This is a genomic window from Paenibacillus xinjiangensis, assembly GCF_059686975.1.
This window is the reverse complement of record NZ_JCAALS010000017.1, coordinates 1-25,488: the sequence shown is the minus strand read 5'-3', so window position 1 is coordinate 25,488 and position 25,488 is coordinate 1. Positions and strand designations below refer to the sequence as shown.

25 protein-coding genes and 1 rRNA gene are annotated in these 25,488 nt (G+C 45.9%); 10 read left to right on the top strand and 16 right to left on the bottom strand.

Translation table 11 applies throughout. The features are described 5' to 3' along the window. Nucleotides 1–44 precede the first annotated feature (44 nt). Genes AC6ESP_RS17410 through AC6ESP_RS17400 form a run of 3 tightly spaced genes read right to left on the bottom strand, consistent with a single transcriptional unit; the run spans nt 45 to nt 1,385 of the window. Nucleotides 45–263 (bottom strand): DUF951 domain-containing protein, encoded by a 219-nt coding sequence (locus tag AC6ESP_RS17410; protein WP_497098002.1) that lies wholly within the window; start codon nt 261–263, stop codon nt 45–47. Beyond that, entirely contained in the window at nt 253–1,125 is an 873-nt protein-coding gene (locus tag AC6ESP_RS17405) for a mechanosensitive ion channel family protein (RefSeq protein WP_497098001.1), read from the bottom strand. The genes AC6ESP_RS17410 and AC6ESP_RS17405 overlap by 11 nt, the downstream gene beginning before the upstream one ends. 17 nt (nt 1,126–1,142) lie before the next feature. Then, the gene (locus tag AC6ESP_RS17400; RefSeq protein ID WP_497098000.1) at nt 1,143–1,385 is read right to left on the bottom strand and encodes a putative Se/S carrier protein; all 243 of its coding nucleotides are present in this window, start codon (nt 1,383–1,385) and stop codon (nt 1,143–1,145) included. Between the two features lie 110 nt (nt 1,386–1,495). On the opposite strand from AC6ESP_RS17400, the gene yyaC reads away from it, so the two are divergent. Next, nucleotides 1,496–2,113, top strand: a complete 618-nt coding sequence (gene yyaC / locus AC6ESP_RS17395) for a spore protease YyaC (RefSeq protein ID WP_497097999.1) — start codon at nt 1,496–1,498, stop codon at nt 2,111–2,113. A gap of 7 nt (nt 2,114–2,120) precedes the next feature. On the opposite strand, the gene AC6ESP_RS17390 is transcribed toward yyaC, so the two are convergent. The 12 genes from AC6ESP_RS17390 to rpmH all read right to left on the bottom strand — a co-directional run bounded on the left by AC6ESP_RS17390 (nt 2,121) and on the right by rpmH (nt 13,264). Beyond that, nucleotides 2,121–2,603, bottom strand: coding sequence for a DUF4446 family protein (locus AC6ESP_RS17390; RefSeq protein ID WP_497097998.1), 483 nt, complete (start codon nt 2,601–2,603; stop codon nt 2,121–2,123). Nucleotides 2,604–2,634: 31 nt separating this feature from the next. Then, nucleotides 2,635–3,807, bottom strand: a complete 1,173-nt coding sequence (locus AC6ESP_RS17385; RefSeq protein WP_497097997.1) for an aminotransferase class V-fold PLP-dependent enzyme — start codon at nt 3,805–3,807, stop codon at nt 2,635–2,637. 111 nt (nt 3,808–3,918) lie between these two features. Next, complete coding sequence (locus tag AC6ESP_RS17380) at nt 3,919–4,779, bottom strand: ParB/RepB/Spo0J family partition protein (protein WP_497097996.1); 861 nt, start codon at nt 4,777–4,779, stop codon at nt 3,919–3,921. Beyond that, complete coding sequence (locus AC6ESP_RS17375; protein ID WP_497097995.1) at nt 4,760–5,533, bottom strand: ParA family protein; 774 nt, start codon at nt 5,531–5,533, stop codon at nt 4,760–4,762. Before AC6ESP_RS17375 ends, AC6ESP_RS17380 begins: the two co-directional genes overlap by 20 nt. 137 nt (nt 5,534–5,670) lie before the next feature. Beyond that, nucleotides 5,671–6,489: a nucleoid occlusion protein gene (gene noc / locus AC6ESP_RS17370; protein ID WP_497097994.1), complete on the bottom strand. Its 819-nt coding sequence runs from the start codon at nt 6,487–6,489 to the stop codon at nt 5,671–5,673. Between the two features lie 411 nt (nt 6,490–6,900). Beyond that, complete coding sequence (rsmG, locus tag AC6ESP_RS17365; RefSeq protein WP_497097993.1) at nt 6,901–7,623, bottom strand: 16S rRNA (guanine(527)-N(7))-methyltransferase RsmG; 723 nt, start codon at nt 7,621–7,623, stop codon at nt 6,901–6,903. A 3-nt stretch (nt 7,624–7,626) separates the two neighbouring features. Further along, nucleotides 7,627–9,513, bottom strand: a complete 1,887-nt coding sequence (gene mnmG, locus AC6ESP_RS17360; protein ID WP_497097992.1) for a tRNA uridine-5-carboxymethylaminomethyl(34) synthesis enzyme MnmG — start codon at nt 9,511–9,513, stop codon at nt 7,627–7,629. An 88-nt stretch (nt 9,514–9,601) separates the two neighbouring features. Further along, entirely contained in the window at nt 9,602–10,981 is a 1,380-nt protein-coding gene (gene mnmE / locus AC6ESP_RS17355; RefSeq protein WP_497097991.1) for a tRNA uridine-5-carboxymethylaminomethyl(34) synthesis GTPase MnmE, read from the bottom strand. 82 nt (nt 10,982–11,063) lie between these two features. Continuing rightward, entirely contained in the window at nt 11,064–11,696 is a 633-nt protein-coding gene (gene jag / locus AC6ESP_RS17350; RefSeq protein ID WP_497097990.1) for an RNA-binding cell elongation regulator Jag/EloR, read from the bottom strand. Further along, on the bottom strand, nt 11,693–12,472 hold the full coding sequence (locus AC6ESP_RS17345) for a YidC/Oxa1 family membrane protein insertase (protein WP_497097989.1): 780 nt from the start codon (nt 12,470–12,472) through the stop codon (nt 11,693–11,695). Before AC6ESP_RS17345 ends, jag begins: the two co-directional genes overlap by 4 nt. Nucleotides 12,473–12,663: 191 nt before the next feature. Then, complete coding sequence (rnpA, locus tag AC6ESP_RS17340) at nt 12,664–13,023, bottom strand: ribonuclease P protein component (RefSeq protein ID WP_497097988.1); 360 nt, start codon at nt 13,021–13,023, stop codon at nt 12,664–12,666. A gap of 106 nt (nt 13,024–13,129) precedes the next feature. After that, nucleotides 13,130–13,264, bottom strand: coding sequence for a 50S ribosomal protein L34 (gene rpmH, locus AC6ESP_RS17335; RefSeq protein WP_497097987.1), 135 nt, complete (start codon nt 13,262–13,264; stop codon nt 13,130–13,132). Between the two features lie 536 nt (nt 13,265–13,800). Here rpmH and dnaA point away from each other — a divergent pair. From dnaA to gyrB, 6 genes are all read left to right on the top strand, one after another. Then, complete coding sequence (dnaA, locus tag AC6ESP_RS17330) at nt 13,801–15,153, top strand: chromosomal replication initiator protein DnaA (RefSeq protein WP_497097986.1); 1,353 nt, start codon at nt 13,801–13,803, stop codon at nt 15,151–15,153. A 266-nt stretch (nt 15,154–15,419) separates the two neighbouring features. Continuing rightward, nucleotides 15,420–16,562: a DNA polymerase III subunit beta gene (gene dnaN, locus AC6ESP_RS17325; protein WP_497097985.1), complete on the top strand. Its 1,143-nt coding sequence runs from the start codon at nt 15,420–15,422 to the stop codon at nt 16,560–16,562. Nucleotides 16,563–16,603: 41 nt separating this feature from the next. Beyond that, nucleotides 16,604–16,819 carry a S4 domain-containing protein YaaA gene (yaaA, locus tag AC6ESP_RS17320; protein ID WP_497098098.1) on the top strand — a complete coding sequence of 72 codons (216 nt, stop codon included), beginning with the start codon at nt 16,604–16,606 and terminating at the stop codon, nt 16,817–16,819. A gap of 32 nt (nt 16,820–16,851) precedes the next feature. Next, a complete protein-coding gene (recF, locus tag AC6ESP_RS17315; protein ID WP_497097984.1) occupies nt 16,852–17,961 on the top strand; it encodes a DNA replication/repair protein RecF in 1,110 nt (369 codons plus the stop codon). Between the two features lie 27 nt (nt 17,962–17,988). After that, complete coding sequence (gene remB / locus AC6ESP_RS17310; RefSeq protein WP_497097983.1) at nt 17,989–18,240, top strand: extracellular matrix regulator RemB; 252 nt, start codon at nt 17,989–17,991, stop codon at nt 18,238–18,240. A gap of 55 nt (nt 18,241–18,295) precedes the next feature. Then, nucleotides 18,296–20,212, top strand: a complete 1,917-nt coding sequence (gene gyrB, locus AC6ESP_RS17305; protein WP_497097982.1) for a DNA topoisomerase (ATP-hydrolyzing) subunit B — start codon at nt 18,296–18,298, stop codon at nt 20,210–20,212. Between the two features lie 33 nt (nt 20,213–20,245). Here the strand turns inward: gyrB and AC6ESP_RS17300 are convergent, their stop codons facing one another. Beyond that, entirely contained in the window at nt 20,246–21,007 is a 762-nt protein-coding gene (locus AC6ESP_RS17300) for a YheC/YheD family protein (RefSeq protein ID WP_497097981.1), read from the bottom strand. Nucleotides 21,008–21,298: 291 nt separating this feature from the next. Here AC6ESP_RS17300 and gyrA point away from each other — a divergent pair, with 291 nt between their 5' ends. The 3 genes from gyrA to AC6ESP_RS17285 all read left to right on the top strand — a co-directional run. Next, nucleotides 21,299–23,797 (top strand): DNA gyrase subunit A, encoded by a 2,499-nt coding sequence (gyrA, locus tag AC6ESP_RS17295; RefSeq protein ID WP_497097980.1) that lies wholly within the window; start codon nt 21,299–21,301, stop codon nt 23,795–23,797. A gap of 41 nt (nt 23,798–23,838) precedes the next feature. Continuing rightward, nucleotides 23,839–24,903 (top strand): HD-GYP domain-containing protein, encoded by a 1,065-nt coding sequence (locus AC6ESP_RS17290; RefSeq protein WP_497097979.1) that lies wholly within the window; start codon nt 23,839–23,841, stop codon nt 24,901–24,903. Between the two features lie 497 nt (nt 24,904–25,400). Further along, a 16S ribosomal RNA gene (locus tag AC6ESP_RS17285) occupies nt 25,401–25,488 on the top strand; the annotation flags it as partial.

Here is a 25,488-nt window from a genome sequence, read left to right as displayed (position 1 = left end):
ATGTGCAGGGGGCTATTGTTAGGTTGTATTCATGCTGAGAGCGATTATGCCTCTTGTTCATCATCTGTCGAAGCGGCGGAGCGGAGTACTTTCTTCATGTTCTTCTCGAACTTAACCCGTGGAATAAGAACACTATGCTTGCAGCCTACACATTTGATCCGAATATCCATGCCCATTCGTATGATCTCCATCTCATTGGACCCGCATGGATGCTGCTTCTTCATCATCACTATATCTCCAAGCTCGAACTGCTTACGTTCCATCCTTCTCCCCACCCCTCTCATCACGATGATACGTCACCATACGTGGATAAGGGGTATCTATCCCATGCTCATCCAGCGCTTTTTTAATAATCAAATTCATCTGCCTTGCTACAGCGAAGTGTGTATTCGGCAAGCATTCAGCGATAACTCGGATTTTCACTTCCGAAGTACCGATCATCTGAATACCCAGCACCTCTGGCGTCTTCACCAGATTAGGATCTGCCAATTGATTAACAGAATCACGAATAATCTGAGCTGCATAATCCATGTTCTCTTCATAGCTTATCGATACGTCAACGAAGGCAATCGAATTATGAACAGAGAAATTAGTAACTTCGATGAAGCTGCCATTCGGAATAATATGGACCTCGCCAGTCCAGCTTAGTATTCGTGTCGTTCGAAGTCCGATGACCTCAACCGTTCCTCTGAATTGCCCCGTCTGAATGACATCCCCTACAGCGAACTGATCCTCGAATATGATGAAAAACCCTGTAATAATGTCCTTCACCAGACTCTGTGCACCGAAGCCTATCGCTAGTCCGATCACACCTGCTCCTGCGAGCAATGGTGCTAATTGAATGCCGAACTCCGACAGAATCAGCATGCCAATAATGAAATACCCTACATAGGACAAAACATTTTTCATCAGCTTGCCAACTGTCGTCATCCTTCTTGCTTGCAGGGCTAGCCGCTTGGACTCCCGATTCGTCACGACACGATCAATCGTTTTGCCGCCAATCCATATAATGATCTGTCCAACAATTAGAATAAACAAGATTCGAACGATCGATTCTGCGAAATCTGTCCAAGTATCCGCGTTCGTAATCCATTCTATGAACTGCGTATACACCTGTAAATTCATCCGAATTCACCATCCTTTTATAGCCCAACCTGCTCATAGCCTTTATCTACTGGTTTGAATATTCCTCGTATGTCCACGCTTTCCGTAGCAATGACATGCTGCACCGTCTCGTAATCCTCTTCTGGGAAATGGATCGACAATGCACATCCCGCTGTAATCTCTTTCGGCGTAGGACAGATGTCGATTTCAACCTCAGCGTACTCCAGCAGCATCTCTGCTCGAAGCGCCTGCTGCGTCGAATCAAACGCAATTAATAGCATGCTCTCGCCTCTCCCTCTTTTATAAAAGCCAAACTATTGCGTTCTCCGTGTATAAAATGGTTGTCCCATCCATATACTAGTATCATATTGGCATTTATGGAGGGGATTCTATGAAACTATCATTTATGATGGATGTACCATTGAAGGTTCCTTACACGGAGACGAATGCAGCTGGACAAATTGTTAACCGTCTTTCATTAATGATTAATGAATTGTCTGGAGGTCGTCCTGTTGTAGTCGTCTGCGTAGGTACGGATCGTTCAACCGGTGATTCACTCGGTCCTCTAATCGGCACCTCACTCTCCAAGCACCAAAGTCCCCACTTCTCCTTGTATGGCACACTAGAAGAACCTGTCCATGCGATGAATCTGGAAGATACGCTTCTGCAGATCAATCGCAATCATCGTAAGCCGTTCATCATTGGCATCGACGCTTGTCTTGGCCAAGTAGCCAGTATTGGGTCCATTCATGTAGGAACAGGTCCGGTTCGTCCAGGAGCCGGAGTCAATAAGGAACTCCCGCCTGTCGGTGATATTCATATCACAGGCATCGTGAACGTTGGCGGCTTCATGGAATACTTCGTCCTCCAGAATACTCGCCTTCATCTCGTGATGAAGATGGCCGATATAATTGCCTGCAGCTTATACTCTGCAATTACTAACAGTATTTATGCTTCTTTATCCAAAGAACAAGCTGCAGCTCTCGAACAATCTTCAGAACGATTCTAACACTCGCTCACTTCGCTTCAGCAATTGCTTTGCGCTCTTCCGGGGTAAGCGGATAGGAAGATTCCCCTTTATCCAACGGCTTAGCATATACATAAGTATTATCACGACTATGAATACCAGACAGCACTACTCCGTCCTGCGAAGCATTGACAACTGCGATGGAGAAGCTTAAGTCACTTCCTTGATCAGAAAATGCATTGTACCGCAGTACGCCGACACGCCCCTTTTCATCCATCTGTTTTTTCTGCACCTCATTCAGTTGATCTTGCAGACGCTGTGTTTGTTGTTGTCCAGCTGCGATTGTCGATTTGAGCTCGATAATGACATCTTCTACATTCACAATACCTGTATTGCCCATCACTTCAACGTATTGCTTTCTCAGCTTTTTCAATCGACTGCCTATAACCAATACTCTAATAAAAAAAACGATAAACAACAAAGCAAGCACAACTGTTACAGCATTCATCGGGTTATTCGTCCACTCGTCCATCTCGTCCTATTCCGCCCCCAAGTTAGTTAAGTCACAATGCATAATGCTTTCTTATCTCTTTCACAGCATGAATGAGTGCTTCAGCTTCTTCGTCAGTCGTGAAACAACCTACACTTGCTCGTACAGCGCCGCTCTCTATCGTACCTGCCGAAGCATGTGCAAGCGGTGTGCAGTGAAAGCCAGCTCGCACCGCTAGGTTATAATGCTGATCCAGAACAAATGACATCTCCGATGGATCAATACCTTGAGCAACAAATGACACGATACCTGTTCGATCCTCACCTAGCTTTGGCCCCAGAATACGGACACCATCAATGCCCATCAGCCCTTCCATCATCCGCTGAGTCAGTTCCCATTCCTTAGTATGAATCTTATGAACAGACTCATTCAGAACATACTCTACACCAGCCTTGAGCCCCGCCAAGCCAGGCGTGTTCTGCGTACCTGCCTCATACTTATCAGGTCGGATATTAGGCTGCTCAGGAGCCTCAGATTGACTCCCTGTCCCTCCATGCAATTGTGGGACTAGATCAACATCCGGATGGATGTACAACCCTCCTGTGCCTTGTGGACCGAGCAGACCCTTATGCCCTGGGAAGGCCAGCATATGTATACCCATTGCCTCGACCTCAATATCCAGTATCCCCGCACTTTGCGCAGCATCGACTAGAAGCTTTATCCCTCTATCTCTCGCTAACTCTCCAATAGCCGCTATCGGCATTATTGTACCCAGAAGATTAGAGCTGTGATTAACAATGATTAGGGTAGTCTTATCTGTAATGAGATCAGCTATTTGCTCCACCGCAATGCGTCCCTCTTCATCGGCTTCTACATAACTTACTTGCACACCTGCCGTCAGCTTCAGGAACTCAAGCGGTCTTCTTACTGAATTATGTTCGACCGATGTAGCTATAACATGGTCTCCCTCTTTTACAAAACCCTTTATAGCCAAATTCAACGCTGCCGTCGTATTAGCTGTGAACGCTATATCATTCGGATTCTTAATCCGAAACAACTTACTCAGTTGTTTACGTGTATCAAACAGAATTCTACTCGATCTTACCGCCATTCGATGGCTGCCCCGACCAGGGTTGGCCGCATCGAACATCATTGCATGCTGGACCGCTTCTATAACAGAATTCGGCTTCGGCCACGATGTTGCAGCATGGTCCAAATACACAATTGACTCCGTCTCATTCCCCATTGCCTTCCCCTCCCTGGCTCATCTGTCGTTATAATCATAAGAATAGCATACCTTAGTTTAATCTCTAGAATCAAAGATTACAACTTCGGTATGCTATGTTTCTTCTATACATCACGCCATGTATTGGAGCAACTCTAACAATCTCTCCAAATCCTGTTTGCTATAGTATTGAAGCTCAATTTTACCTTTATCTTTTTGCTGTTTAATCTTCACTGTCGTCTTGAATCGATCCCTCAGAGATTCTTCCAGGCTCTCTATATACGGATCGCGTTTCTTCGACTTCGCCTTCACTTTGTTATCCTCGTCCGCCGATTCTTTCTCCTCTAGCTTCTGAATCGCCTCTTCCAATTCACGAACGCTCCACCCTTGGGCGACGATCAAGTCTGCCAGCTCTTTTTGAACCGGTCCATCTTTGATACCAGCAAGCGCTCTAGCATGCCCCATCGAGATTGTTCCACGTGAAACATTGTCCTTGATCTCTGTTGGCAATGCAAGCAGTCTTACAAAGTTCGCAATATGCGATCTCGACTTGCCTACCTTCATGGAAAGTTCTTCCTGTGTAAGCTTGAATTTATCCATCAGCCCTTGGTAAGCAATAGCCACCTCAATCGCATTCAGATCCTCACGTTGAAGGTTTTCTATTAGAGCAATTTCCATTACCTGTTGATCAGAGAAAGCCCGAACAACCGCTGGAACCGTTGCATTGCCGCATAGTTGAGAAGCACGGAATCGCCGTTCGCCGGCAATAATCTCATAACCCTTCAATACAGTTCTTACAATTATTGGTTGGATTACACCGTGCTGCTTAATCGACTCTGCTAATTCACGAATAGAATCATCATCAAACGTTTTACGAGGCTGATACGGATTCGGACGCAATTGAGCCAATGGGATTTCAATAACTTTGTCATCTTCGCTTACTGAAAGCGATGGAATAAGCGCATCAAGCCCTCTACCTAGCCGCTTGCTCATACATAATCACTTCCTTCGCGAGTTCAAGATAAACTTCTGCACCTTTTGATCTCGGATCATAAGTAATGATTGCTTGTCCATGAGAAGGCGCTTCGCTCAAACGAACATTACGCGGTATGATCGTCTGATACACCTTTTGCTGAAAATACTTCTTAACCTCTTCTATAACTTGAATGCCTAGATTCGTTCTAGCATCCAGCATTGTGAGAAGAACACCTTCAATTTGAAGGGTAGTGTTCAGATGCTTTTGAACCAATCTCACTGTATTCAGCAATTGGCTCAAGCCTTCAAGCGCATAATACTCACACTGAATAGGTATGATGACAGAATCAGCAGCTGTTAATGAATTAATCGTAAGCAGACCGAGCGAAGGTGGACAATCGATGAGAATATAATCGAACTGATCCTTCACCAAGTGAAGTGCCTTCTTCAGACGAAGCTCACGCGATATCGTCGGTACCATCTCAATCTCAGCCCCTGCGAGCTGAATGGTCGCGGGTATAATTTTCAGACCCGGTATCGCTGTCTCCGCCATCGCATCCTTCGGATGGACGTCATTAATCAGAACATCATAAATACAATTCTCTACATCCGCTTTGTTTACGCCTACGCCGCTCGTAGTATTGCCCTGTGGGTCAATATCAACTAGCAGCACCCGGCGTCCTAGAGAGGCTAGACAAGCCCCTAGATTAACCGATGTCGTCGTCTTGCCAACGCCACCCTTTTGGTTAGCTATTGCTATAATTTTAGACAAAACTTTTCACCTCTGTGTGTAAAAACTTTTTCTCGCATGATGCTTGTCTCATAACAACAACTTTACGTATAAACGGATTCGCCGTCCCCAGCAGGGACGGCATATAGCAAGCGCTATTATTAGACTAATATATGAGTCTATCTTTTAGGTATTTGAATAACGATTTCGTAGTGATCTTCATGATCCTTCTCGTTAGTCTTAATCTGCAAGCCCGATCCAGACACCATTTCAATCGATTGACGAATCGTGTTCAAAGCAAGCCGTACATCTTTCGTGAAAGATATTCGCTTCGCTTTCTTCATTTTAGTCGTTTCTTTCAAGAAAGCAATGCGCACTTCCGTTTGTTTCACATTTAAACCTTTAGTAATGATTTCCTCAAGCACTTGATGCTGCAAATCTTCAGTGTCTAGGGACAGCAGTGCACGAGCATGACGTTCCGTTATTTTACGCTCAATCAGAGCATTCTTAACGATGTCGCTTAGTGCCAACAGACGAAGCTTATTAGCAATCGTAGATTGACTCTTACCTAGACGTTGCGCCAAGCTCTCTTGTGTTAATGAATGCAGCTCAATCAGCTTCTGATAGGCAACCGCTTCTTCAATAGCGGTTAAGTTTTCACGCTGTAGGTTTTCGATTAATGCGATAGATGCAGTCTGAGAGTCATTAAATTCACGAATAATTGCCGGAATCGTATCATGACCGAGCTTGGTAACCGCACGCCACCTGCGTTCACCCGCAATAATCTCATATCTATTATTACGAATACGAACGACGATAGGCTGAATAACACCATGGGTTTTGATCGTTTGACAAAGCTCTTCAATACGATCATCGTCGAATATGGTTCTCGGCTGAAACGGACTCGTGTCAATCTCTTGAATTGGAATTTGCCGAACTTCTTCATGACTACTGCGTTGATCGTTAAGACCGAACAAACGAGAAAGTTGTTCTTTCATATTATCTACTACCACCCGACCAAGAAACCAATCTCACCTCAAGAATTGGTCTCAAAGATGTGCTGCTATGTGTAATCGAACATCTTCTTCTAGCTCATCCAGAAAAAGATTCCGCTACTACCATTTTATCCTTACTGGAGTACATAAACAACTAAAACTAATAGAAAAGCTTCTTATAGAATAGAACCGTTACTAGGCAGTGATTTGCATCTGTACCGAGTCATCTTCTTTACTAACATAAATTCGCCTCTCACCATCTGATCTCCTGCTTGACAAACCTTCTCCTGTATATAAATAAACGAAATTATTCCAATATATTAATATAGTAATATACAAAAAAAGACATCCATTGTTTCACGTGAAACAATGGATGTCTTAGGTTCAGCCAAGAAGGCCTTCGTGTACTTCCTCTTATACAATCGGCTGCTTGATAGGTGTCCCTGCCTTGCGTGGATATAGTCGTGGTGTAGCATCAAGCTTCTGGATAAGAACAATATGACGTTCGGATTGTTCGAATGGAAGCTTGAAGGCATGCTGAGAGAGAACCTTGCTCTTCAGTTCCTTCAGACTTCTGGAAGCTTCCTTCACTTCATCCTCACTCTGTGAACCCTTCATTGCAGCAAAAGCACCCTGCTTGCGAGTGAAAGGTAGACAGAATTCATTCAACACATTTAACCTGGCCACTGCCCTAGCTGTAACCAGATCATATTGGTCTCTGTGCTCAGGTAATCTTCCGATATCCTCTGCACGACCATGTACGCACTGAACATCCGAGATTCCCAATTGTTCAACTAAATGATTGAGGAATTGAATCCGCTTGTTCAAAGAATCTACAATGACAATCTTTAGATGAGGAAAACAGATCTTAAGTGGTATGCTGGGAAAACCCGCTCCTGACCCTATATCTGCTATTTTATCAACTGCCTGCATATCTACGAAGAATGATAAAGCAACAGAATCATAGAAATGCTTCTCGTATACCGCTGCTCTCTCCGTAATGCCTGTAAGATTCATTCGTTCATTCCAATCAACCAATACTCTGAAATACGTATCGAATTGATGGAGTTGCTCAGAAGATAACAATATCCCCTTCTCCTCCATCAGCTTAACAAACCAATTATTTGTCTCTTCCATACCTTATCCTCTCGCTGCCGTCACTCGATTATAATGTTCCAGATACACGAGCAGAATAGAAATGTCTGCCGGTGTTACTCCAGCGATCCGTGAAGCTTGACCAATGGACAATGGCCTGATAGCTGCGAGCTTTTGCTTCGCCTCAGAAGCAAGTCCATGAACATCAGCGTATTCGATGTCATCCGGAATTTTTTTCTTCTCCATTTTGTTCAGTCGCTCAACCTGCAGCAGCTGTTTCTCTATATAACCTGCGTACTTAATCTGGATTTCAACCTGCAGCTTCATTTCCTCTGTCAGCGGAAGCTCAGATGGAACAACCGTCTCCAGCATAGCGTAAGTAAGCTCTGGACGACGAAGCAGTGACAACGCATCAACACTGTTCGTCAGTGCTGTAGACTCAGCAGCTTCCAGCATAGCAGCCGCTACATCTGGTCTTACCTTCGCTGTGCGAAGACGCTCTACCTCTTGTGCCACGATCTCTTCCTTCGTCAAGAACGCTTGATACCGTTCTTCCGAGATCAAGCCTATCTCATAGCCAGTTGGCGTTAGACGCTGGTCCGCATTGTCATGACGCAGCAATAGGCGATACTCCGCACGAGAGGTTAGCAAGCGATATGGATCACTTGTACCCTTAGTGACTAGATCATCAATCATAACGCCAATATATCCTTGCGAACGGCCAATAATAACCGCTTCTTTACCCTGTACCTTGCGTGCTGCATTAATACCCGCAATAATACCTTGACCTGCTGCTTCTTCATAGCCGGACGTCCCGTTGATCTGTCCCGCTGTGAATAAGCCATCAACGACTTTTGTCTCAAGCGAAGGCCACAGCTGTGTAGGAACAACTGCATCATACTCAATCGCATAGCCATTACGCATCATCTCAACCTTTTCAAGCCCAGGTATCGAACGCAATATGCTTAGCTGTACATCCTCAGGCATACTAGTCGATAACCCTTGGACATAGTATTCGGACGTGTCTTTGCCTTCTGGCTCCAAAAAGATTTGATGCTTCGGCTTGTCAGCGAAACGCACAATTTTATCTTCAATTGATGGGCAGTACCGCGGACCTGTTCCCTCGATAGCTCCAGAGAACATCGGTGCACGATGCAGATTATCATTAATAATTTTGTGGGTAGCTGCTGACGTATACGTCAGCCAGCATGGCAATTGCTCATTATTGGATGATACCGTCTCATGTGAGAAGAACTTCGGCTTATCATCACCGGGTTGAATTTCAGTTTTGGAGAAATCAATCGTATCTTTGTGAACACGCGGAGGTGTACCCGTCTTGAAGCGAACAAGCTCGAAGCCATGCTCCTTCAGGCTTGCGGATAATTTAAGTGAAGGCTGTTGATTGTTAGGGCCGCTCTCGTACATCAATTCACCCATGATGATCTTGCCGCGCAAGTAGGTGCCTGTCGTAATAACAACTGCCTTAGCTCGGTAGATTGCACCTGTCTTCGTCACGATACCCGATATCTTGCCGTCCTCGACAATGAGCTCTTCAGCCATTCCCTGGCGAAGTGTCAGGTGGTCAGTCTCTTCAATTGTTTTTTTCATAGTATGCTGATAGGAGAACTTATCCGCCTGTGCACGCAGTGCATGCACCGCTGGACCTTTGCCCGTGTTCAGCATCCTCATTTGAATAAACGTTTTATCGATGTTACGGCCCATCTCTCCGCCAAGTGCATCGATTTCACGTACAACATGCCCTTTTGCTGGACCGCCGATAGACGGATTGCAAGGCATGAACGCTACCATGTCTAGATTGATTGTGAGCAGCAGCGTTTCAGCGCCCATTCGCGCTGCAGCAAGTGCTGATTCGCAGCCTGCATGGCCCGCTCCTACGACAATCACATCATATTGACCTGCTTCATAAGTCATTCGTTTCACCCTCCTGGAGTGACTAGGCTATAGAACGGAATTCACACCGCGTACTCTACTCATCTCGTCACTTATAAGTCTTGCTTGCTTACTTGCCCAAACAGAATTGGGAAAAAATTTGATCTATTAATGAATCGCCTGCCTCATCACCAAGAATCTCCCCTAGCGACTCCCAAGCCGATCTTACATCAATCTGAATCAAGTCAATCGGTATACCTGCATCCGACGCTTCAATGGAATCCAGCAAGGATTGCTGCGCTCGCTTCAACAAAGAAATATGACGAACGTTGCTGACATAAGTCAGATCACCTGAGTCCAGCTGCCCCTCGAAGAACATTTGGCTGATTGCCTTCTCCAGCTGATCAAGCCCTTCTTCCTCAAGCACGGACATATGAACGATGGCTTCCGGCTTGAAGCGTGCTTCAATCTCACTCATATCGAGATTGCCGGGCAGATCCGTTTTATTAATAATAACGATTATTTGCCGATCTTGCACCTTCTCCAGCAGCATACGATCATCATCATGCAGCGGTTCATTGTAATTCAGCACGAATAAAATCAAATCCGCATCCTCTAGAGCAGAATGAGAACGCTCAACACCCATTCGCTCCACAATATCATTCGTCTCACGAATACCGGCTGTATCCAGCAATCTAAGCGGAATATTGTTAAGCGTTACATACTCTTCTATTACATCACGGGTCGTCCCCGGTATATCTGTTACGATCGCTTTATTCTCTTGCGCGAGTGCATTAAGCAGCGAAGACTTCCCAACATTTGGCCGTCCGACGATTGCTGTCATAATGCCTTCTCTTAATATTTTGCCTTCGCTTGCCGTTTTTAACAGCTTGGCAATTTCTCCAAGCGCACTACCACTCTGCTCCCGAATATAGGCGCTCGTCATTTCTTCAACATCATGCTCTGGATAATCAATGTTCACTTCAATATGAGCCAGCAGCTCAATAACGGTCTGACGAAGCGCTTTGATCCGTCTCGACAGTGTTCCCTCTGCCTGCTTCCTTGCAATGGAGAAAGCCCGATCCGATTTGGAACGAATAAGATCGATGACCGCTTCCGCCTGCATGAGGTCAATACGCCCATTAATGAACGCTCTCTTCGTGAACTCTCCGGGCTCTGCGAGTCGCATGCCCTCTTGTCTCAGAACAACATCAAGCACCTTCTTGACAGCAACAACGCCTCCATGCGCATTTATCTCTACAACGTCCTCAGCTGTGAAGGAACGCGGCCCTCTCATCAGCGTGACGATGACTTCTTCAACTTGTTCACCGTTAACGGGATCCACAATGTGCCCGTAATGAACGGAGTGGGTTGCCGCCTCACGAAGATCTGTTCGTGATTGGAATATGTGTGCAGTACCTGCAATCGCATCCGGACCGCTTACACGTATTATCGCAATGCCGCCTTCTCCGATTGCTGTCGAAATAGCTGCAATTGTATCTTGTATCACCTTGTGTCAGCACCTCTCAAATGGAAAAACAGCAATGACCACGAGAGCCATTGCTGCGAATTAATGTAGCGTCATCCATTATTTAAATCTGCTTGTCTCTTAAAGCTATTACGACTCGCCGGTTCGGCTCATCGCCTTTACTGTACGTTTTCACTCTAGGGTGGTTCTGCAGTTGGGAGTGAATAACCTTGCGCTCATGCGGTGACATAGGCTCCAGTACAACTTCTTTTCTTGTACGGATTACCCTTCCCGCCAAGCGCTCAGATAATTCTCCAAGCGTCTTGCGGCGCCTCTCGCGAAAATCCTCTGCATCAAGCACGACACGCAGATGACTGTCGGAATACCGATTAGCCACAATGTTAACCAAGTACTGCAGCGCATCGAGCGTCTGCCCGCGGCGCCCAATCAGCATGCCGAGATCTCCCCCGCCCGATATGGACAGATGAGTGCCTTCTCTCGTTTGTTTCTGTTCGATAGCTACATCTATGCCCATCGTACTTGCCACTTCACGAAGAAATTGCTCTGCTTCACTTTTTGGATCAGGTATAAGCTCAAGTTCCACTTTTGCTTCTTTCACGCCGAATAAGCCGAACAACCCCTTAGCAGGCTGCTCCACTACCGACACCTTAACGCGATCCTCGGTTACATTTAATTGTGACAAACCACTTCTGACAGCATCCTCTATCGTCTTTCCTGATGCAACGATTTTCTTCATTTCGCGAGGGCCTCCTTACCCTTGTCAGAATTACGAACATACATGAAGTAGTTCTGAACAATTGTATAGATATTACTGAATATCCAATACAGCGGCAAAGCGGATGGGAAATTCAAAGCCATAACGAAGATCAGAACTGGGAAGATCGCTAGCATCATACCCATACCTGGCATCGTTTGCGTCTGCTGCTTCTGCATCATCTTCGATTGTACAAAAGTTGTTGCGGCCGCAATGAGCGGCAGGAAATACCATGGGCCTGGTGCACCCAGCTCCAAGCCTAAAAACTCATGCGTACGAACATCCGGATTCATATAAATCGCATTATACAGCGCGATGAACACCGGCATCTGCACGATCAGCGGTAAACAACCCGCCATCGGATTAACCTGGTGCTGTTGGAACAGCTTCATCGTCTCTTCCTGCTGCTTTTGCGGATTATCCTTATATTTCTTCTTAATCTCAGCCATTTGCGGCTGAATAGCCTGCATCGCCTTCGAGCTGCGATACTGCTTGAGCGTTAATGGCAGTATTGCGGTTCTCACGATAATCGTAATGAGCAGAATTGCTAGCCCATAGGATCCATTGAACCAATCCGCGAACGTATCAAGGGTAAGTGCAAAATAATAAACGACGTTCTTCTGCCAGAAGTTACCGTGCTGCAAATCTTCGGTACTTGTCGTCTGATCAATGGGTGTTCCGCATCCTGCGAGAACGGCCATCATCAGTGCTAAACCTAATACAACTAGCGTTTTGCGGTTAACATTCCGAAACAACATGAAATCTCCTCTCTAAGAGCCAGTACATTACAACCAAAACAGAAACGAATCGCCATCTTAAGATGAAGACGAACTCGCTTCGGGCAGCTGTTATAGATAACTGTACAGTCCAATACTAATTAGACTTTCGTATCCTATCAAACTATACCATAATTTATAGGACAAAGAAACATTATCCACATGCTAATCCTTTAGCGTTGTAACCGCTCTTCTTTTTTCAATAAACCTGCCTTTTTCAGCACATGCATAATGCTCTTTTCCAGCTGTTTCGTCTCCATTGCAGCAGCTGGTTTCCTTACTATAAGAATAAAGTCGATATGAGGCACAATTCTCTCCCCATTCAATCGAACAATCTCCTTAATTACCCGCCTCATCCGGTTACGGACTACTGCATTGCCAATCTTCTTGCTTGCAGAGACACCCAGTCGGAACGGTTCCGCCACTGGCTGCTTCGACCAATAGACGACAAACTGCCCATTAGCAAACGATTTGCCTGCTCGGTAAATACGGTTGAAATCCGCACGACTCTGCAGGCGCAGTTTTCTTTGCACGACTAGGTTCACCGTTCTTTCCTTATAAATAATAAATAATAGCTAATCTATACAAGCAGTATCGCCAGCAAGGCAAAAAAAAAGACCACCCGACGTGGTCTCTTGCTTATGCGCTAAGAACTTTTCTTCCTTTAAGACGACGCGCTGCCAAAACTTTACGTCCGTTTTTCGAGCTCATGCGTTTGCGGAAGCCATGCACTTTCGCACGTTTGCTTACATTCGGTTTAAATGTAGGTCTCATTGATCTGCACCTCCAATACTTGAAACAGAAACGGCATAGGCCGCCCTCTTTTTTTAAAAATACGCTTTTTCAATTAAACCATGTGGGACTCAAAAAGTCAATAAAATGAGCATCCACCAAAAATTGTGGATAAAGGTATGAAACCATCCCCTTATTCGGCAAACTAGTAACATGTGCATAGTTTTTTCCGGTCCACGACGAACTTTGTCGAAATGGTAACATGATATAAACAATATATAGTGTTGTCCATAACTTCTATGCACAAGTTCTTGAATTTGTGGATAAAATATCGCAATCCGTTGAAATACAAGGGATCTTTTGCTATGATTATTATGTTTTCCGTGTGGATACCCATACCTATTCCACAATCTTATTAACAGCCTGTGGATAGAATTGTGCACAAACTTATCCCCTACTTATAACTCAACTTTCTATAATCCTTTATATTGTGGATGTATTTCGGTATAAAACCCATTCATTCGACATTATATGGCTTAATTGCGCCTATTCGGCGATTCTGATAAGGAGTGACGTCTGTGGACAGCCATACCTACGATTTATGGCAGCAAGTGTTGTCAATCATCCAGACGAAGCTGAGCAAGCCGAGTTTCGATACTTGGTTTAAAGCGACGAAGGCTTCTTTTGTCAATGATTCACTGCTTGAAGTTACGGCACCGACAACATTTGCCGCTGAATGGCTGGAAGGCCGTTATACAAAATTAATCCGCACAACCTTGTTTGAATTTCTCGGCAGACAAGTCGACGTCCGTTTTTCGATTGAAGAGGCTAAAAGCGCGGAACCTGTTCCTGCATTCCAGCCTAATATTATGGATGTGCCTGTTATTCAGGAAGAAACGCATTCCCATATGCTTAATCCAAAATATACGTTTGAAACCTTCGTAATCGGTGCGAACAATCGGTTCGCGCATGCTGCGTCGCTGGCGGTAGCGGAAGCGCCGGCCAAGGCCTATAATCCACTGTTTCTCTATGGGGGAGTAGGACTCGGCAAGACACATCTTATGCATGCAATCGGCCACTATATCATGGACCACAATCCCAGCACGAAAATTATGTATATTTCATCCGAGAAATTCACCAATGAGTTCATCAATGCGATTCGCGATAACCGCGGTGAAAGCTTCCGTAACAAATACCGTAATATCGACGTGCTGCTTATCGATGATATTCAGTTTCTAGCCGGCAAAGACGGGACGCAGGAAGAGTTCTTCCACACGTTCAACGCTTTGCATGAGGAGCGGAAGCAGATTGTCATCTCAAGTGACCGTACGCCCAAAGAAATTCCAACGCTTGAGGAAAGGCTTCGTTCGCGATTCGAATGGGGATTGATTACCGATATCCAGGCACCGGATCTGGAGACGAGGATCGCCATTCTTCGCAAGAAAGCCAAGGCCGAGAACCTGGATATTCCGAATGAAGCAATGGTCTATATTGCAAGCCAGATCGACACTAATATTCGTGAGCTAGAGGGTGCTCTCATCCGGGTTGTAGCCTATTCCTCGCTCATTAACCAGGATATTTCGTCCCATCTGGCAGCTGAGGCGCTGAAGGATATTATTCCTTCGAGCCGGCCCAAAATGATCACCATTAACGATATTCAGCAGAAGGTGGGCGAGTTCTACGGACTTCGTCTGGAGGAGTTCAAAGCTCGGAAGCGGACAAGAGCCGTCGCTTATCCACGTCAAATTGCGATGTATTTATCACGTGAGCTGACTGACTATTCCTTGCCGAAGATCGGTGAAGCTTTCGGCGGACGCGATCATACGACAGTCATCCATGCCCATGAGAAAATTACGCAGCAGCTGAAGGTGGATCAGGAATTGTTCAAAATTCTGCAAAATTTAACCGAAAAAATAAAAAACCACACGTAGCCGTATGGTATGCTCGCAAGATCCCGGGAAAACGTGTAAAAGTTATTCACTTTCATAAGAAATAAGAAGCAAGCCTATGCACACTCTATACACATGTGGATAGGCTTGCTTTATCGGTGTTTTGAACACTTATCCACATATTCAGGCCGCCTACTACTACGACTACTATATTTTTAATAAAAAACATCATCAATACATGGCCGAAACGACTGCGTCGCTCGGGTACAAAAACGATTCGATCCTACACGGATTTTAGGAGTGAAACCATGAAATTAACGATTTCTAAACATGAATTGAACGAAGCGATCCAACAAGTTGCCAAAGCAGCATCCTCACGTCCCACCATTCCGATTCTTGGCGGTATCAAGATCGAAGTTACACATCAAGGGGTAACCTTAACAGCCAGCGATACAGATATATCTATTCAAAGCTTTATTCCCGTAGAACGTGAAGGAATAATTAATGCACATGTGGATAAACCCGGAAGTGTTGTGCTTCCAGCTAAATTTTTTGTGGAAATCGTTAAAAAGCTCCCTTCCGACAATGTTGAGATCGAAGTTAGCCATCAATTCCAGACACTCATTCGTTCTGGCTCCACGGATATCCAAATGGTGGGACTTGATCCAGAAGAATTCCCGATCCTGCCATCTATTGAGCATAATGAATTGTTCCAAATGCCAGGCGATCTGTTGAAGTCGATGATCCGGCAGACGGTACTAGCTGCTTCAGTCAATGAACAGACTCCGATTCTAACCGGTGTGTTATGGAGTCTACAGGATAAGCAGCTGAAGTTCGTGGCGACTGACCGCCACCGCTTAGCAAGCCGAAGCGCCAATGCTGATACGGATTCGGAATACCGGTTCAACAATGTCGTTATCGCTGCCAAAACGTTAGTCGAGCTGTCCAAGCTTGTCCCAGAGCAAAATGGTCTTGTTGATATCGTTGTTGCGGACAATCAGGTCCTCTTCAAAATCGGCAACGTGCTCTTCTACACAAGGATGCTGGACGGGACTTATCCCGACACTTCCAAAATTATTCCGACCGTATTCAAAACAGAACTGGTTCTTGATACCAAAAATTTAACGGATGCGATCGACCGCGCCTATCTGATGTCTAGAGAAGAGAAGACGAATATCGTTCGTCTTGTTACACTTGATGATGGCTCCATTGAGGTTTCTTCAAGCTCAACTGAGCTCGGACGTGTCAAAGAGCAGCTTGATGCCAAAGAATTCAACGGCGAAGCGCTTCGCATTGCATTCAACTCCAAATATATGCTCGATGTGCTGAAGGTTATTGACAGCGAACAGATTTTCATCGGATTTACAGGAGCCATGAGCCCGATTGTCATCAAACCGATCGACCATGCTTACAACATGTATGTGATTTTGCCTTACCGGACGACTGCCTAATAACAGCAGCGTACGTAACAGAGAGGAAAGTGAAAGAACGGATGAAGGAAATCGCCATTCGGACCGAATATATTACGCTCGGACAGTTTCTAAAGCTGGCTGATTGTATATCCACAGGTGGACACGCTAAATTTTTTCTACAGGAAACGAAAGTTGAAATTAACGGAGAAGCCGATAACCGCCGAGGCAGGAAGCTGTATGTCGGTGATCGCGTAGAAGTAGACGGTTGCGGCGTCTTTACGGTTACCGGTAATTAAGAGGATTACGAGAGCCGGGGGGACGAGCATAAGTGTTTCTAAACAGTATTCAACTGCAGAACTATCGTAATTATGAGCAGCTTGAGCTGAAGACAGACAATAAGGTTAACTTGTTCGTCGGTCCTAATGCGCAAGGGAAAACCAATCTGCTGGAGGCGATCTTCGCGCTCGCCATTACGAAATCGCATCGTACATCCAAGGATAAAGAGCTGATCGGATGGGAATCTGACTCAGCTCGTATTCATGGTGAGGTCGAGAAGCGTTACGGAACGGTGAAGCTGGATCTGCTGCTGTCCACACAGGGCAAGAAAGCGAAGATCAACGGACTTGAACAGCGCAAGCTAAGTGACTTCGTAGGATCGCTTAATGTCGTGATGTTCGCTCCAGAGGATCTCGAAATAGTAAAAGGCACGCCGGGTGTGCGCAGACGGTTTCTTGATATGGAAATCGGTCAAGTGCAGCCCGGCTATTTGCATACGCTGCAGCAATACGGCAAAGTGCTCGTGCAGCGCAACAATTTTTTGAAAATGACGACACCAGGAAGCGCTCAGCAGACCATGCTGGAGGTATGGAATGCGCAGCTCGCTGAGCATGGTGTTAAAATCATGAAAAAAAGGAAACACTTTATACATAAACTACAACGGTGGGCAGAGCAGATTCACTCCGGCATAACAGCAGGCGGAGAACAGCTGACAATCGAGTATCGTCCGTCCTTTGATGGCGGCGAATCCGAAGATGAATCTGTTTTATTTGAGCAATTTATGATAAAGTTAACACAGGTGAAAGATCAGGAGATTCGCAGAGGGGTATCGCTCGTCGGGCCGCATCGGGATGACTTAGCCTTCTTCATTAACGGCAAAGAAGCATCCGTATATGGTTCCCAAGGTCAGCAGCGCACAACCGCTTTATCGTTAAAGCTGGCCGAAATCGAGCTTATTTGCGAAGAAATCGGGGAATACCCACTACTGCTTCTCGATGATGTGCTATCGGAGCTGGATCAGCATCGTCAGACACAATTGATCGAGACGTTTCAGAGCAAAGTGCAGACCTTCATAACGACAACTGGGCTTGAGAGCGTGAATATCAACAAGCTCCAGGATGTTGGGATTTATGATGTGCGGCAAGGCCGAGTGACGCGCTGATAAGCGCATATACGGGAGGCGGAGAATATGTATATCCATTTGGGCGGCGAGAAAATTATTCGGGCTGCCGAGCTGGTAGCCATTTTCGATATATCAATAGAGCAATCCTCCAAGCTATCCAAGCAATTCGTTGCGGGTGCCCGCAAGCGCAAAGACGTTGAGACGATAGGGGAGGAAGATCCCAAGTCTATCGTTGTGACGAAACAAAAAATATATTATTCGCCGATATCATCCTCTACCTTGAAGAAACGAGCCCATCATTTTGTGGCGAACGGTTAACCAATAGCTAGCCAAGGCGATCAGGAACAGCAGTTGAGAGGAGCAGTGAGCAAGAATGTCTTTAAATCCGCAGCAGAATACGTATGACGAGAGTCAGATACAGGTTCTGGAGGGCTTGGAAGCTGTACGCAAGCGTCCAGGTATGTATATTGGCTCCACAAGCGGCAAAGGTCTTCACCATCTCGTATGGGAGGTCGTTGATAATAGTATTGACGAAGCTTTAGCTGGTTATTGCGATAAAATTACGATTACCATTCACGAAGACAATAGTGTTACGGTTGTCGATAACGGACGCGGTATTCCTACCGGCGAGAATGTGAAGCTTAAGAAATCGACACTTGAAGTCGTTATGACCGTACTGCACGCAGGCGGTAAATTCGGCGGCGAGGGCTATAAGGTATCCGGCGGTTTGCACGGGGTTGGTGTATCCGTCGTGAACGCGTTATCTGAGCATGTCGTCGTCACTGTTAAGCGGGAAGGCAACGTCTATCAGCAGGAATATCGCCGCGGTGCGCCGCAGTATGATATTAAGATCATAGGCGAGTCCGAAGAGACAGGGACGACTGTACGGTTTAAGCCTGACCCAGAGATTTTCACGGAAACGACCGTGTTCGAATATGAGACGCTGCAGACGCGTGTTCGCGAGCTGGCGTTCTTGAATAAAGGCATTGAGCTTGTTCTTACAGATGAGCGTACGGGAGTAAGCAATTCGTTCAAGTTCGAAGGCGGTATTATTGAATTCGTCAAATATTTGAACCGCAACAAAGAGGCTCTTCACGAGGTTCCGATCTATGTGGAAGGCTCCAAGGATCATATCCAAGTTGAGGTATCACTGCAGTACAATGACGGATACAGTGAGAACCTGCATTCCTTCGCCAACAACATCAATACGCATGAGGGCGGTACGCATGAGTCCGGCTTCAAGAGCGCATTGACCCGTGTAATCAATGATTATTCTCGGAAGAACAGCTTGATTAAGGACAACGACAACAACTTCTCCGGAGATGATGTTCGGGAAGGCTTGACGGCGATTATTTCTGTCAAAATTCCAGAGCCGCAATTCGAAGGGCAAACGAAGACGAAGCTTGGCAACAGTGAGGTTCGCGGCATAGTCGAATCCTTCTTAGCTGAGAAGCTTCAAGAGTTTCTTGAGGAGAATCCTTCAGTTTCACGTAAAATCGTGGAAAAAGGACTGCAAGCCGCTAGAGCACGAGAAGCCGCTCGCAAAGCACGTGAGCTGACACGCCGTAAGAGTGCGCTTGAAGTAAGCTCCCTGCCTGGTAAGCTGGCAGACTGCTCTTCCAAGGATGCAGCGATCAGTGAATTGTACATCGTAGAAGGTGACTCCGCAGGTGGTTCCGCTAAGCAGGGACGCGACCGTCACTTCCAAGCGATACTGCCGCTTCGTGGTAAAATATTGAACGTAGAGCGTGCTAGACTTGATCGTATTCTTGGCAATGCCGAGATTCGCGCGATTATTACAGCGCTTGGTACGGGGATCAGCGATGACTTCGACATTTCCAAAGCCCGTTACCACAAAGTGATCATCATGACCGATGCCGACGTCGATGGCGCTCATATCCGGACACTGATGCTGACGTTCTTCTTCCGCTACATGCGGAAAATTATCGAAGCAGGCTATGTGTACATTGCACAGCCGCCGCTCTTCAAGGTGGAGCGCAATAAAGTCATCCGCTATGCACAGTCGGAGCAGGAGCGCGACCAGATTATTGCTGAGTTCGGTGAAGGCGTTAAAGTGAACGTACAGCGGTATAAAGGTCTTGGAGAGATGAATGCTACTCAGCTGTGGGAGACAACTATGGACCCCGAGAGCCGTTCTATGCTGCAGGTTACAATCGATGACGCTATTGAAGCAGATGTAATCTTCGATACGCTGATGGGTGACAACGTAGAGCCGCGCCGTGAGTTCATTCAACAATTTGCGAAGAATGTTAAGAACCTGGATATATAGTGTTTGCTAGAGAAAAGCCGTCCCGAGGGACGGCTATTTCTTTTTATAGCGGCCATAGGCCACAGCGTAGCGATAGATTTTACGGAAAACAGCTTTGTCCTTCAGCTTGAGAAAAATATACGGGTCGGGGCAAGTATTGACCTCAAGAATCCAAGGATGCAGCTTCGTATCAATGGCGATGTCGACTCCGATTTCTTTTATGCCTGGGTAGGCTTGCTGCATTTGATTCACGATAGCTAGGCTGAGCTTGTTGAGCCTGATTCGATAGGCAGCTTGCTCGTCTGCGGATAAGTGGCCGGTCATTAAGCGTTCGAAGGCCATAGGTGTGCCGCCGCTATGATAGTTGGTGACAATCTTCCCAGGATGGGAGAGGCGTCCGATAATGCCGGTTGCTTCCCACTCATTCTTGGGATTCTTCTGAACCATAACCCGAATATCGAAGCGACGGTTCTGATGCTTGAGCAGATGAATCCCTTTTTGAACGAGATACTGTTTACGCTTGGTGCGGGGCAATAGACACTGATATAGAAGGTCTAAGGTAGCAAACGTTCTAATGGTTGTACCTAGCTGATACTTGAATCCACTGCTTGGCGCGCTTAAGCGCTCGACTCTAGTAACGCCGCTACCATACGTGCCATTCACCGGCTTCACGTATACCATGCCGTAATCATGCAGCATATCATGCAGTACATCGTAGCTGAAGGTCTTGGTAGAGGGAATATAATCTCGCAAATAATCAGATCGAAGAAGCACTTTCGTTTTTGCTAGCTTGCTTTTAACGCGTTGAATAGCCAAGTCGTTTCTCCTTTCCTAAAAGTCTCTGTCATTGTCATTGGATTGTAATCCAGCAGGAGACAGACTTTGGATTGAGTGGTATAATGGAAGTTGGGTCTGTTTATTTTATGGCAGCAGGACAGTGATCGAAAACGGTGATTTACCTATTTTTTTGTCGATGAATGACTAGATTTTAAGGTTTATGTACAAAAAAGGTGTGCGAGGGTTTAGCAGCACCTAATTTGTGAAAGTAATATAATGGGTTAATGTGATTTATAGGTTTGCAGATAGATGACGTCAGGGAGGTAAAACATGGCGGAAGATCAACAACATTCACAAATAAAAGACCGTGAGATCGGTACGGAGATGCGTGATTCCTTTATGGATTATGCGATGAGTATTATCGTCAGCCGCGCTCTTCCAGATGTAAGGGATGGTCTTAAGCCAGTGCATCGCCGTATTTTGTTTGCGATGTCAGAGCTGGGTATGTCGTCGGATAAACCTCATAAGAAGTCTGCGAGGATCGTAGGCGAAGTTATCGGTAAGTATCACCCACACGGTGATTCATCCGTTTATGAAGCAATGGTCCGGATGGCACAAGACTTCTCTATGCGTTATATGCTCGTTGATGGACATGGCAACTTCGGTTCCGTCGATGGAGATATGGCAGCAGCAATGAGGTATACGGAAGCCCGTCTATCCAAGATTGCGATGGAAATGCTTCGTGACCTCAACAAAGAAACGGTCGACTTTATTCCCAACTATGATGGTGAAGAGAATGAGCCAGCTGTATTGCCAGCAAGGTTCCCTAACCTCTTAGTCAATGGTGTAACAGGAATTGCTGTTGGTATGGCTACGAATATTCCACCGCATAACTTGAGTGAAGTCATTGATGGGGTACAAGCGCTAATCCGCAATCCTGATATTACGCCTCTTGAATTAATAGACTTTGTGAAGGGTCCAGACTTCCCGACAGCAGGTTTTGTCATGGGGCGCCATGGTATTCGCCAAGCTTATTTGACAGGACGCGGTACGGTAACGATGCGGGCACGGGCTATCATCGAAGAGAATGGCAACAAAGCTCGTATCATTGTCTATGAGCTGCCGTATCAGGTGAACAAAGCTCGTCTAGTAGAGAAGATCGCTGAGCTCGTTCGTGAGAAGAAGATTGATGGCATTACTGACCTGCGTGATGAATCAGATCGCAATGGTATGCGTGTCGTCATTGAGCTTCGTCGTGACGTTAATCCAAGCGTAGTCCTTAATAATTTATATAAACAAACACAAATGCAGTCAAACTTCGGCATTAACATGCTCGCACTCGTTAACGGCGAGCCCAAAACGCTGAATCTCCGCGATATGCTGTACTACTATTTGCAGCATCAGATCGAAGTTATCCGTCGTCGTACGGAATACGAACTGAAGAAAGCAGAAGCGCGTGCACATATCCTGGAAGGCTTGCGCATCGCGCTTGATCATCTGGATGAGGTTATTGCGTTAATTCGTAAATCTCAGACTGCTGACGAAGCAAGAGAGGGCCTGATTAGTCGCTTCGCTCTTAGCTATGAGCAGGCACAAGCCATTCTCGATATGCGCTTGCAGCGTCTAACAGGACTTGAACGTGACAAGATTGAAGCGGAATATGCAGAGCTGCTGAAGAAAATAGCAGAGTTCAGAGCCATTCTCGCTGATGAGCAGCTGGTTCTTAATATTATTAGCGAAGAGCTAAGCGAGATGAAAGATCGTTTCGGTGATGAGCGTCGTACTGAAATTACAATGAGCGACGAAGAGATTATGGACGAGGATCTAATTCCTCGTGAGGATGTTATTATCTCGATTACTCACACTGGCTATATCAAGCGTCTGCCAGTAACGACCTATCGCAGCCAGAAGCGCGGCGGTAAAGGCGTTGTCGGTATGGATACGAAGGAGCATGACTTTGTCGAGCATCTATTCGTCTCTAATACACATCACTACTTGCTCTTCTTCTCTAATAAGGGCAAGGTGTATAAGCTGAAGGCCTACGAAATTCCAGACCTCAGCCGAACGGCGCGCGGAACGCCAATTATTAACTTAATCCAGATTGAGCAAGGTGAAACCATTAATGCGGTTATTCCTGTGCCTGATTTCGATCCGGAACGTTATCTGTTCTTTGCAACCCGTCAGGGCGTTGTGAAGAAAACGCCGCTCGATGATTACATCAACATCCGCAAAGTCGGATTGATTGCAATCTCGCTGCGTGAGGATGATGATCTGATCGGAGTGAAGCTGACGGACGGCAACCAGGAGATCGTAATGGGTACTGCTCAGGGGATGTCTATCCGCTTCTCGGAGCAAGACGTACGCTCGATGGGACGTTCTGCAACAGGGGTCAAAGGTATTCAACTAGACGATGACGATATTGTCATTGATATGGATGTCGTTGTTCCGGATAACGATGTGCTTATCGTAACGTCCAAAGGCTATGGCAAGCGGACGCCGATGAATGAATATCGCATTCAGAACCGCGGTGGTAAAGGAATCAAGACCCTCAACGTGACGGATAAGAATGGTCCGATTGTCAGCCTGAAGGTCGTCGTTAATGATGAGGACTTGATGATCATGACAGCCTCCGGGACGTTGATCCGTACAAGCATGGAGGGTATCTCATCCATGGGACGGAATACGCAAGGGGTTAAGCTGATTAATACTCGCGATGATGATACGGTAGCTACAGTGACTCGTATTGCCCGCAGTGAAGATAGCGAAGATGAGTTGGAAGACGGCGACTTAGCCGAGTTCGATTCAACAGAGCCGGAAGCAACAGAGTAAGAGGTCCAACACGGAAGTAACGTACAGGGGAGGGGACCGTTGTGACAACAGTCACTTTATCACAAGTGAAGTTAGGCGATAAGATCGGCGAAGATGTCCTCACCCCACTTGGCGGTGTTTTGCTCCACAAGGGTAAGGTCATTACTCCTCGAGAACTTGAAATCATGCAAGCTTTCCTTGTTCCCACGATAGCGATTGAATCGCTGCCTGGAATTGCAGTACAAACGAAGGAAGAGAAGCAGGTAGACAACAAACCAGTGATGCCGGCTTCTCAGCTGCATGATGAGTATGACAAAATGGTAGCTTTGCTGAAGAAGGTATTCAATAACTTCTCATCCGGACAAGGGATGCCAGTAATGGATATTCGAACGCAGCTGGAGAATTTGCTGCAGCATGTGAAGAGCTACAGCGTGCTGACATTCGCTCCACGCAACTTCATCGAAACTGACTACCTGATTCACAATAGTGTGGCATGCGGGCTAACCTCCTATTTAATTGCACAGTGGGTTGGACTACCTCAGAAGGATTGGATGCAGGTTGCTCTGGCTGGTCTTCTTCATGACGTAGGCAATGTTAGAATTGATCGTACGATTCTGATGAAGCCAACTGCACTAACCATCGAAGAGCAAGAAGAGATGAAGCGCCATACTGTTCTAGGTTATCAATTGCTCAAGAACGTTGCAGCTATCAATGAAGGCGTTAAGCTATCTGCTCTCCAGCATCATGAGAAGGTAGATGGAACGGGCTATCCGCTGGGCATTGATGCAACAAAAATTCATCCGTATGCCAAGATTGTGGCAATCGCTGATATCTTTCATGCGATGACGCTCAACAAATCCTATCGTAAAGGCGTGTCTCCTTACTTCGTATTAGAACAAATACAGAGTGATTCATTCGGCAAGCTTGAGCCATCTTACGTTCGTATATTCGTGGAAAAGGTAACTCAATTCCATAATGGTACGATTGTGAAGCTAAGTGACGACCGCATGGGTGAGATCGTATTCTCTGATCAAGTTCATCCAACGAGGCCATGGGTATCCGTTGGAGGTACGATCGTGAACCTCACTGTAGAACGTCATTTACATATCAAAGAGGTCATTCGCTAATAAGAGTATAGAGACCGCCAGGATGTGTTCCTGGCGGTCTCTATTTATAGTGGTGCTTGCTGATCGACAGCGCACTCCAAGGTAAGGCTTATTGAGTGCTCATTATTCACTTCAACATTAAGCCATCAAATCGTAGTGATTACCGCCCGCTACAATAGTATTAGAAGCAGGACAGTCCACTCAATATCCGTCTATGCTATGTATGAGTAATAGGTGTAGCAACATACTGCATCATCATAAATAGTAGGTTTAAACATGGTTATGTAGAGAATAATCAAGGTTTTGATAAAAAAACGAAAAACTTTTAAAAAAGTACTTGCAATCGTCTAGGCGCCTGTGATATATTATATGAGTCGCCGCTGAGACATACGGCGAGAACGAGAGAAACAAAACAAGAAGAATTGTTCTTTGAAAACTGAACAACGAGCGAAACTGCCCCATAGATTCCACGGAATTTATGGAGAAGCAATAAACAAGTAATGAGCAAGTCAAACACCTAAATGGAGAGTTTGATCCTGGCTCAGGACGAACGCTGGCGGCGTGCCTAATACATGCAAGTCGAGCGGACTTGATGGAGTGCTTGCA

What these genes read in the sequence shown, in the direction of transcription:
- mnmG (WP_497097992.1), bottom strand. Translation starts at nt 9,513, where the DNA reads ATGACTTATGAAGCAGGTCAATATGATGTGATTGTCGTAGGAGCGGGC.
- AC6ESP_RS17345 (WP_497097989.1), bottom strand. Translation starts at nt 12,472, where the DNA reads ATGTTGTTTCGGAATGTTAACCGCAAAACGCTAGTTGTATTAGGTTTA.
- rsmG (WP_497097993.1), bottom strand. Translation starts at nt 7,623, where the DNA reads ATGGAAGAGACAAATAATTGGTTTGTTAAGCTGATGGAGGAGAAGGGG.
- remB (WP_497097983.1), top strand. Translation starts at nt 17,989, where the DNA reads ATGTATATCCATTTGGGCGGCGAGAAAATTATTCGGGCTGCCGAGCTG.
- yaaA (WP_497098098.1), top strand. Translation starts at nt 16,604, where the DNA reads ATGAAGGAAATCGCCATTCGGACCGAATATATTACGCTCGGACAGTTT.
- AC6ESP_RS17390 (WP_497097998.1), bottom strand. Translation starts at nt 2,603, where the DNA reads ATGGACGAGTGGACGAATAACCCGATGAATGCTGTAACAGTTGTGCTT.
- noc (WP_497097994.1), bottom strand. Translation starts at nt 6,489, where the DNA reads ATGAAAGAACAACTTTCTCGTTTGTTCGGTCTTAACGATCAACGCAGT.
- rpmH (WP_497097987.1), bottom strand. Translation starts at nt 13,264, where the DNA reads ATGAGACCTACATTTAAACCGAATGTAAGCAAACGTGCGAAAGTGCAT.
- jag (WP_497097990.1), bottom strand. Translation starts at nt 11,696, where the DNA reads ATGAAGAAAATCGTTGCATCAGGAAAGACGATAGAGGATGCTGTCAGA.
- AC6ESP_RS17380 (WP_497097996.1), bottom strand. Translation starts at nt 4,779, where the DNA reads ATGAGCAAGCGGCTAGGTAGAGGGCTTGATGCGCTTATTCCATCGCTT.
- AC6ESP_RS17400 (WP_497098000.1), bottom strand. Translation starts at nt 1,385, where the DNA reads ATGCTATTAATTGCGTTTGATTCGACGCAGCAGGCGCTTCGAGCAGAG.
- dnaN (WP_497097985.1), top strand. Translation starts at nt 15,420, where the DNA reads ATGAAATTAACGATTTCTAAACATGAATTGAACGAAGCGATCCAACAA.
- yyaC (WP_497097999.1), top strand. Translation starts at nt 1,496, where the DNA reads ATGAAACTATCATTTATGATGGATGTACCATTGAAGGTTCCTTACACG.
- AC6ESP_RS17405 (WP_497098001.1), bottom strand. Translation starts at nt 1,125, where the DNA reads ATGAATTTACAGGTGTATACGCAGTTCATAGAATGGATTACGAACGCG.
- AC6ESP_RS17410 (WP_497098002.1), bottom strand. Translation starts at nt 263, where the DNA reads ATGGAACGTAAGCAGTTCGAGCTTGGAGATATAGTGATGATGAAGAAG.
- gyrB (WP_497097982.1), top strand. Translation starts at nt 18,296, where the DNA reads ATGTCTTTAAATCCGCAGCAGAATACGTATGACGAGAGTCAGATACAG.
- AC6ESP_RS17385 (WP_497097997.1), bottom strand. Translation starts at nt 3,807, where the DNA reads ATGGGGAATGAGACGGAGTCAATTGTGTATTTGGACCATGCTGCAACA.
- gyrA (WP_497097980.1), top strand. Translation starts at nt 21,299, where the DNA reads ATGGCGGAAGATCAACAACATTCACAAATAAAAGACCGTGAGATCGGT.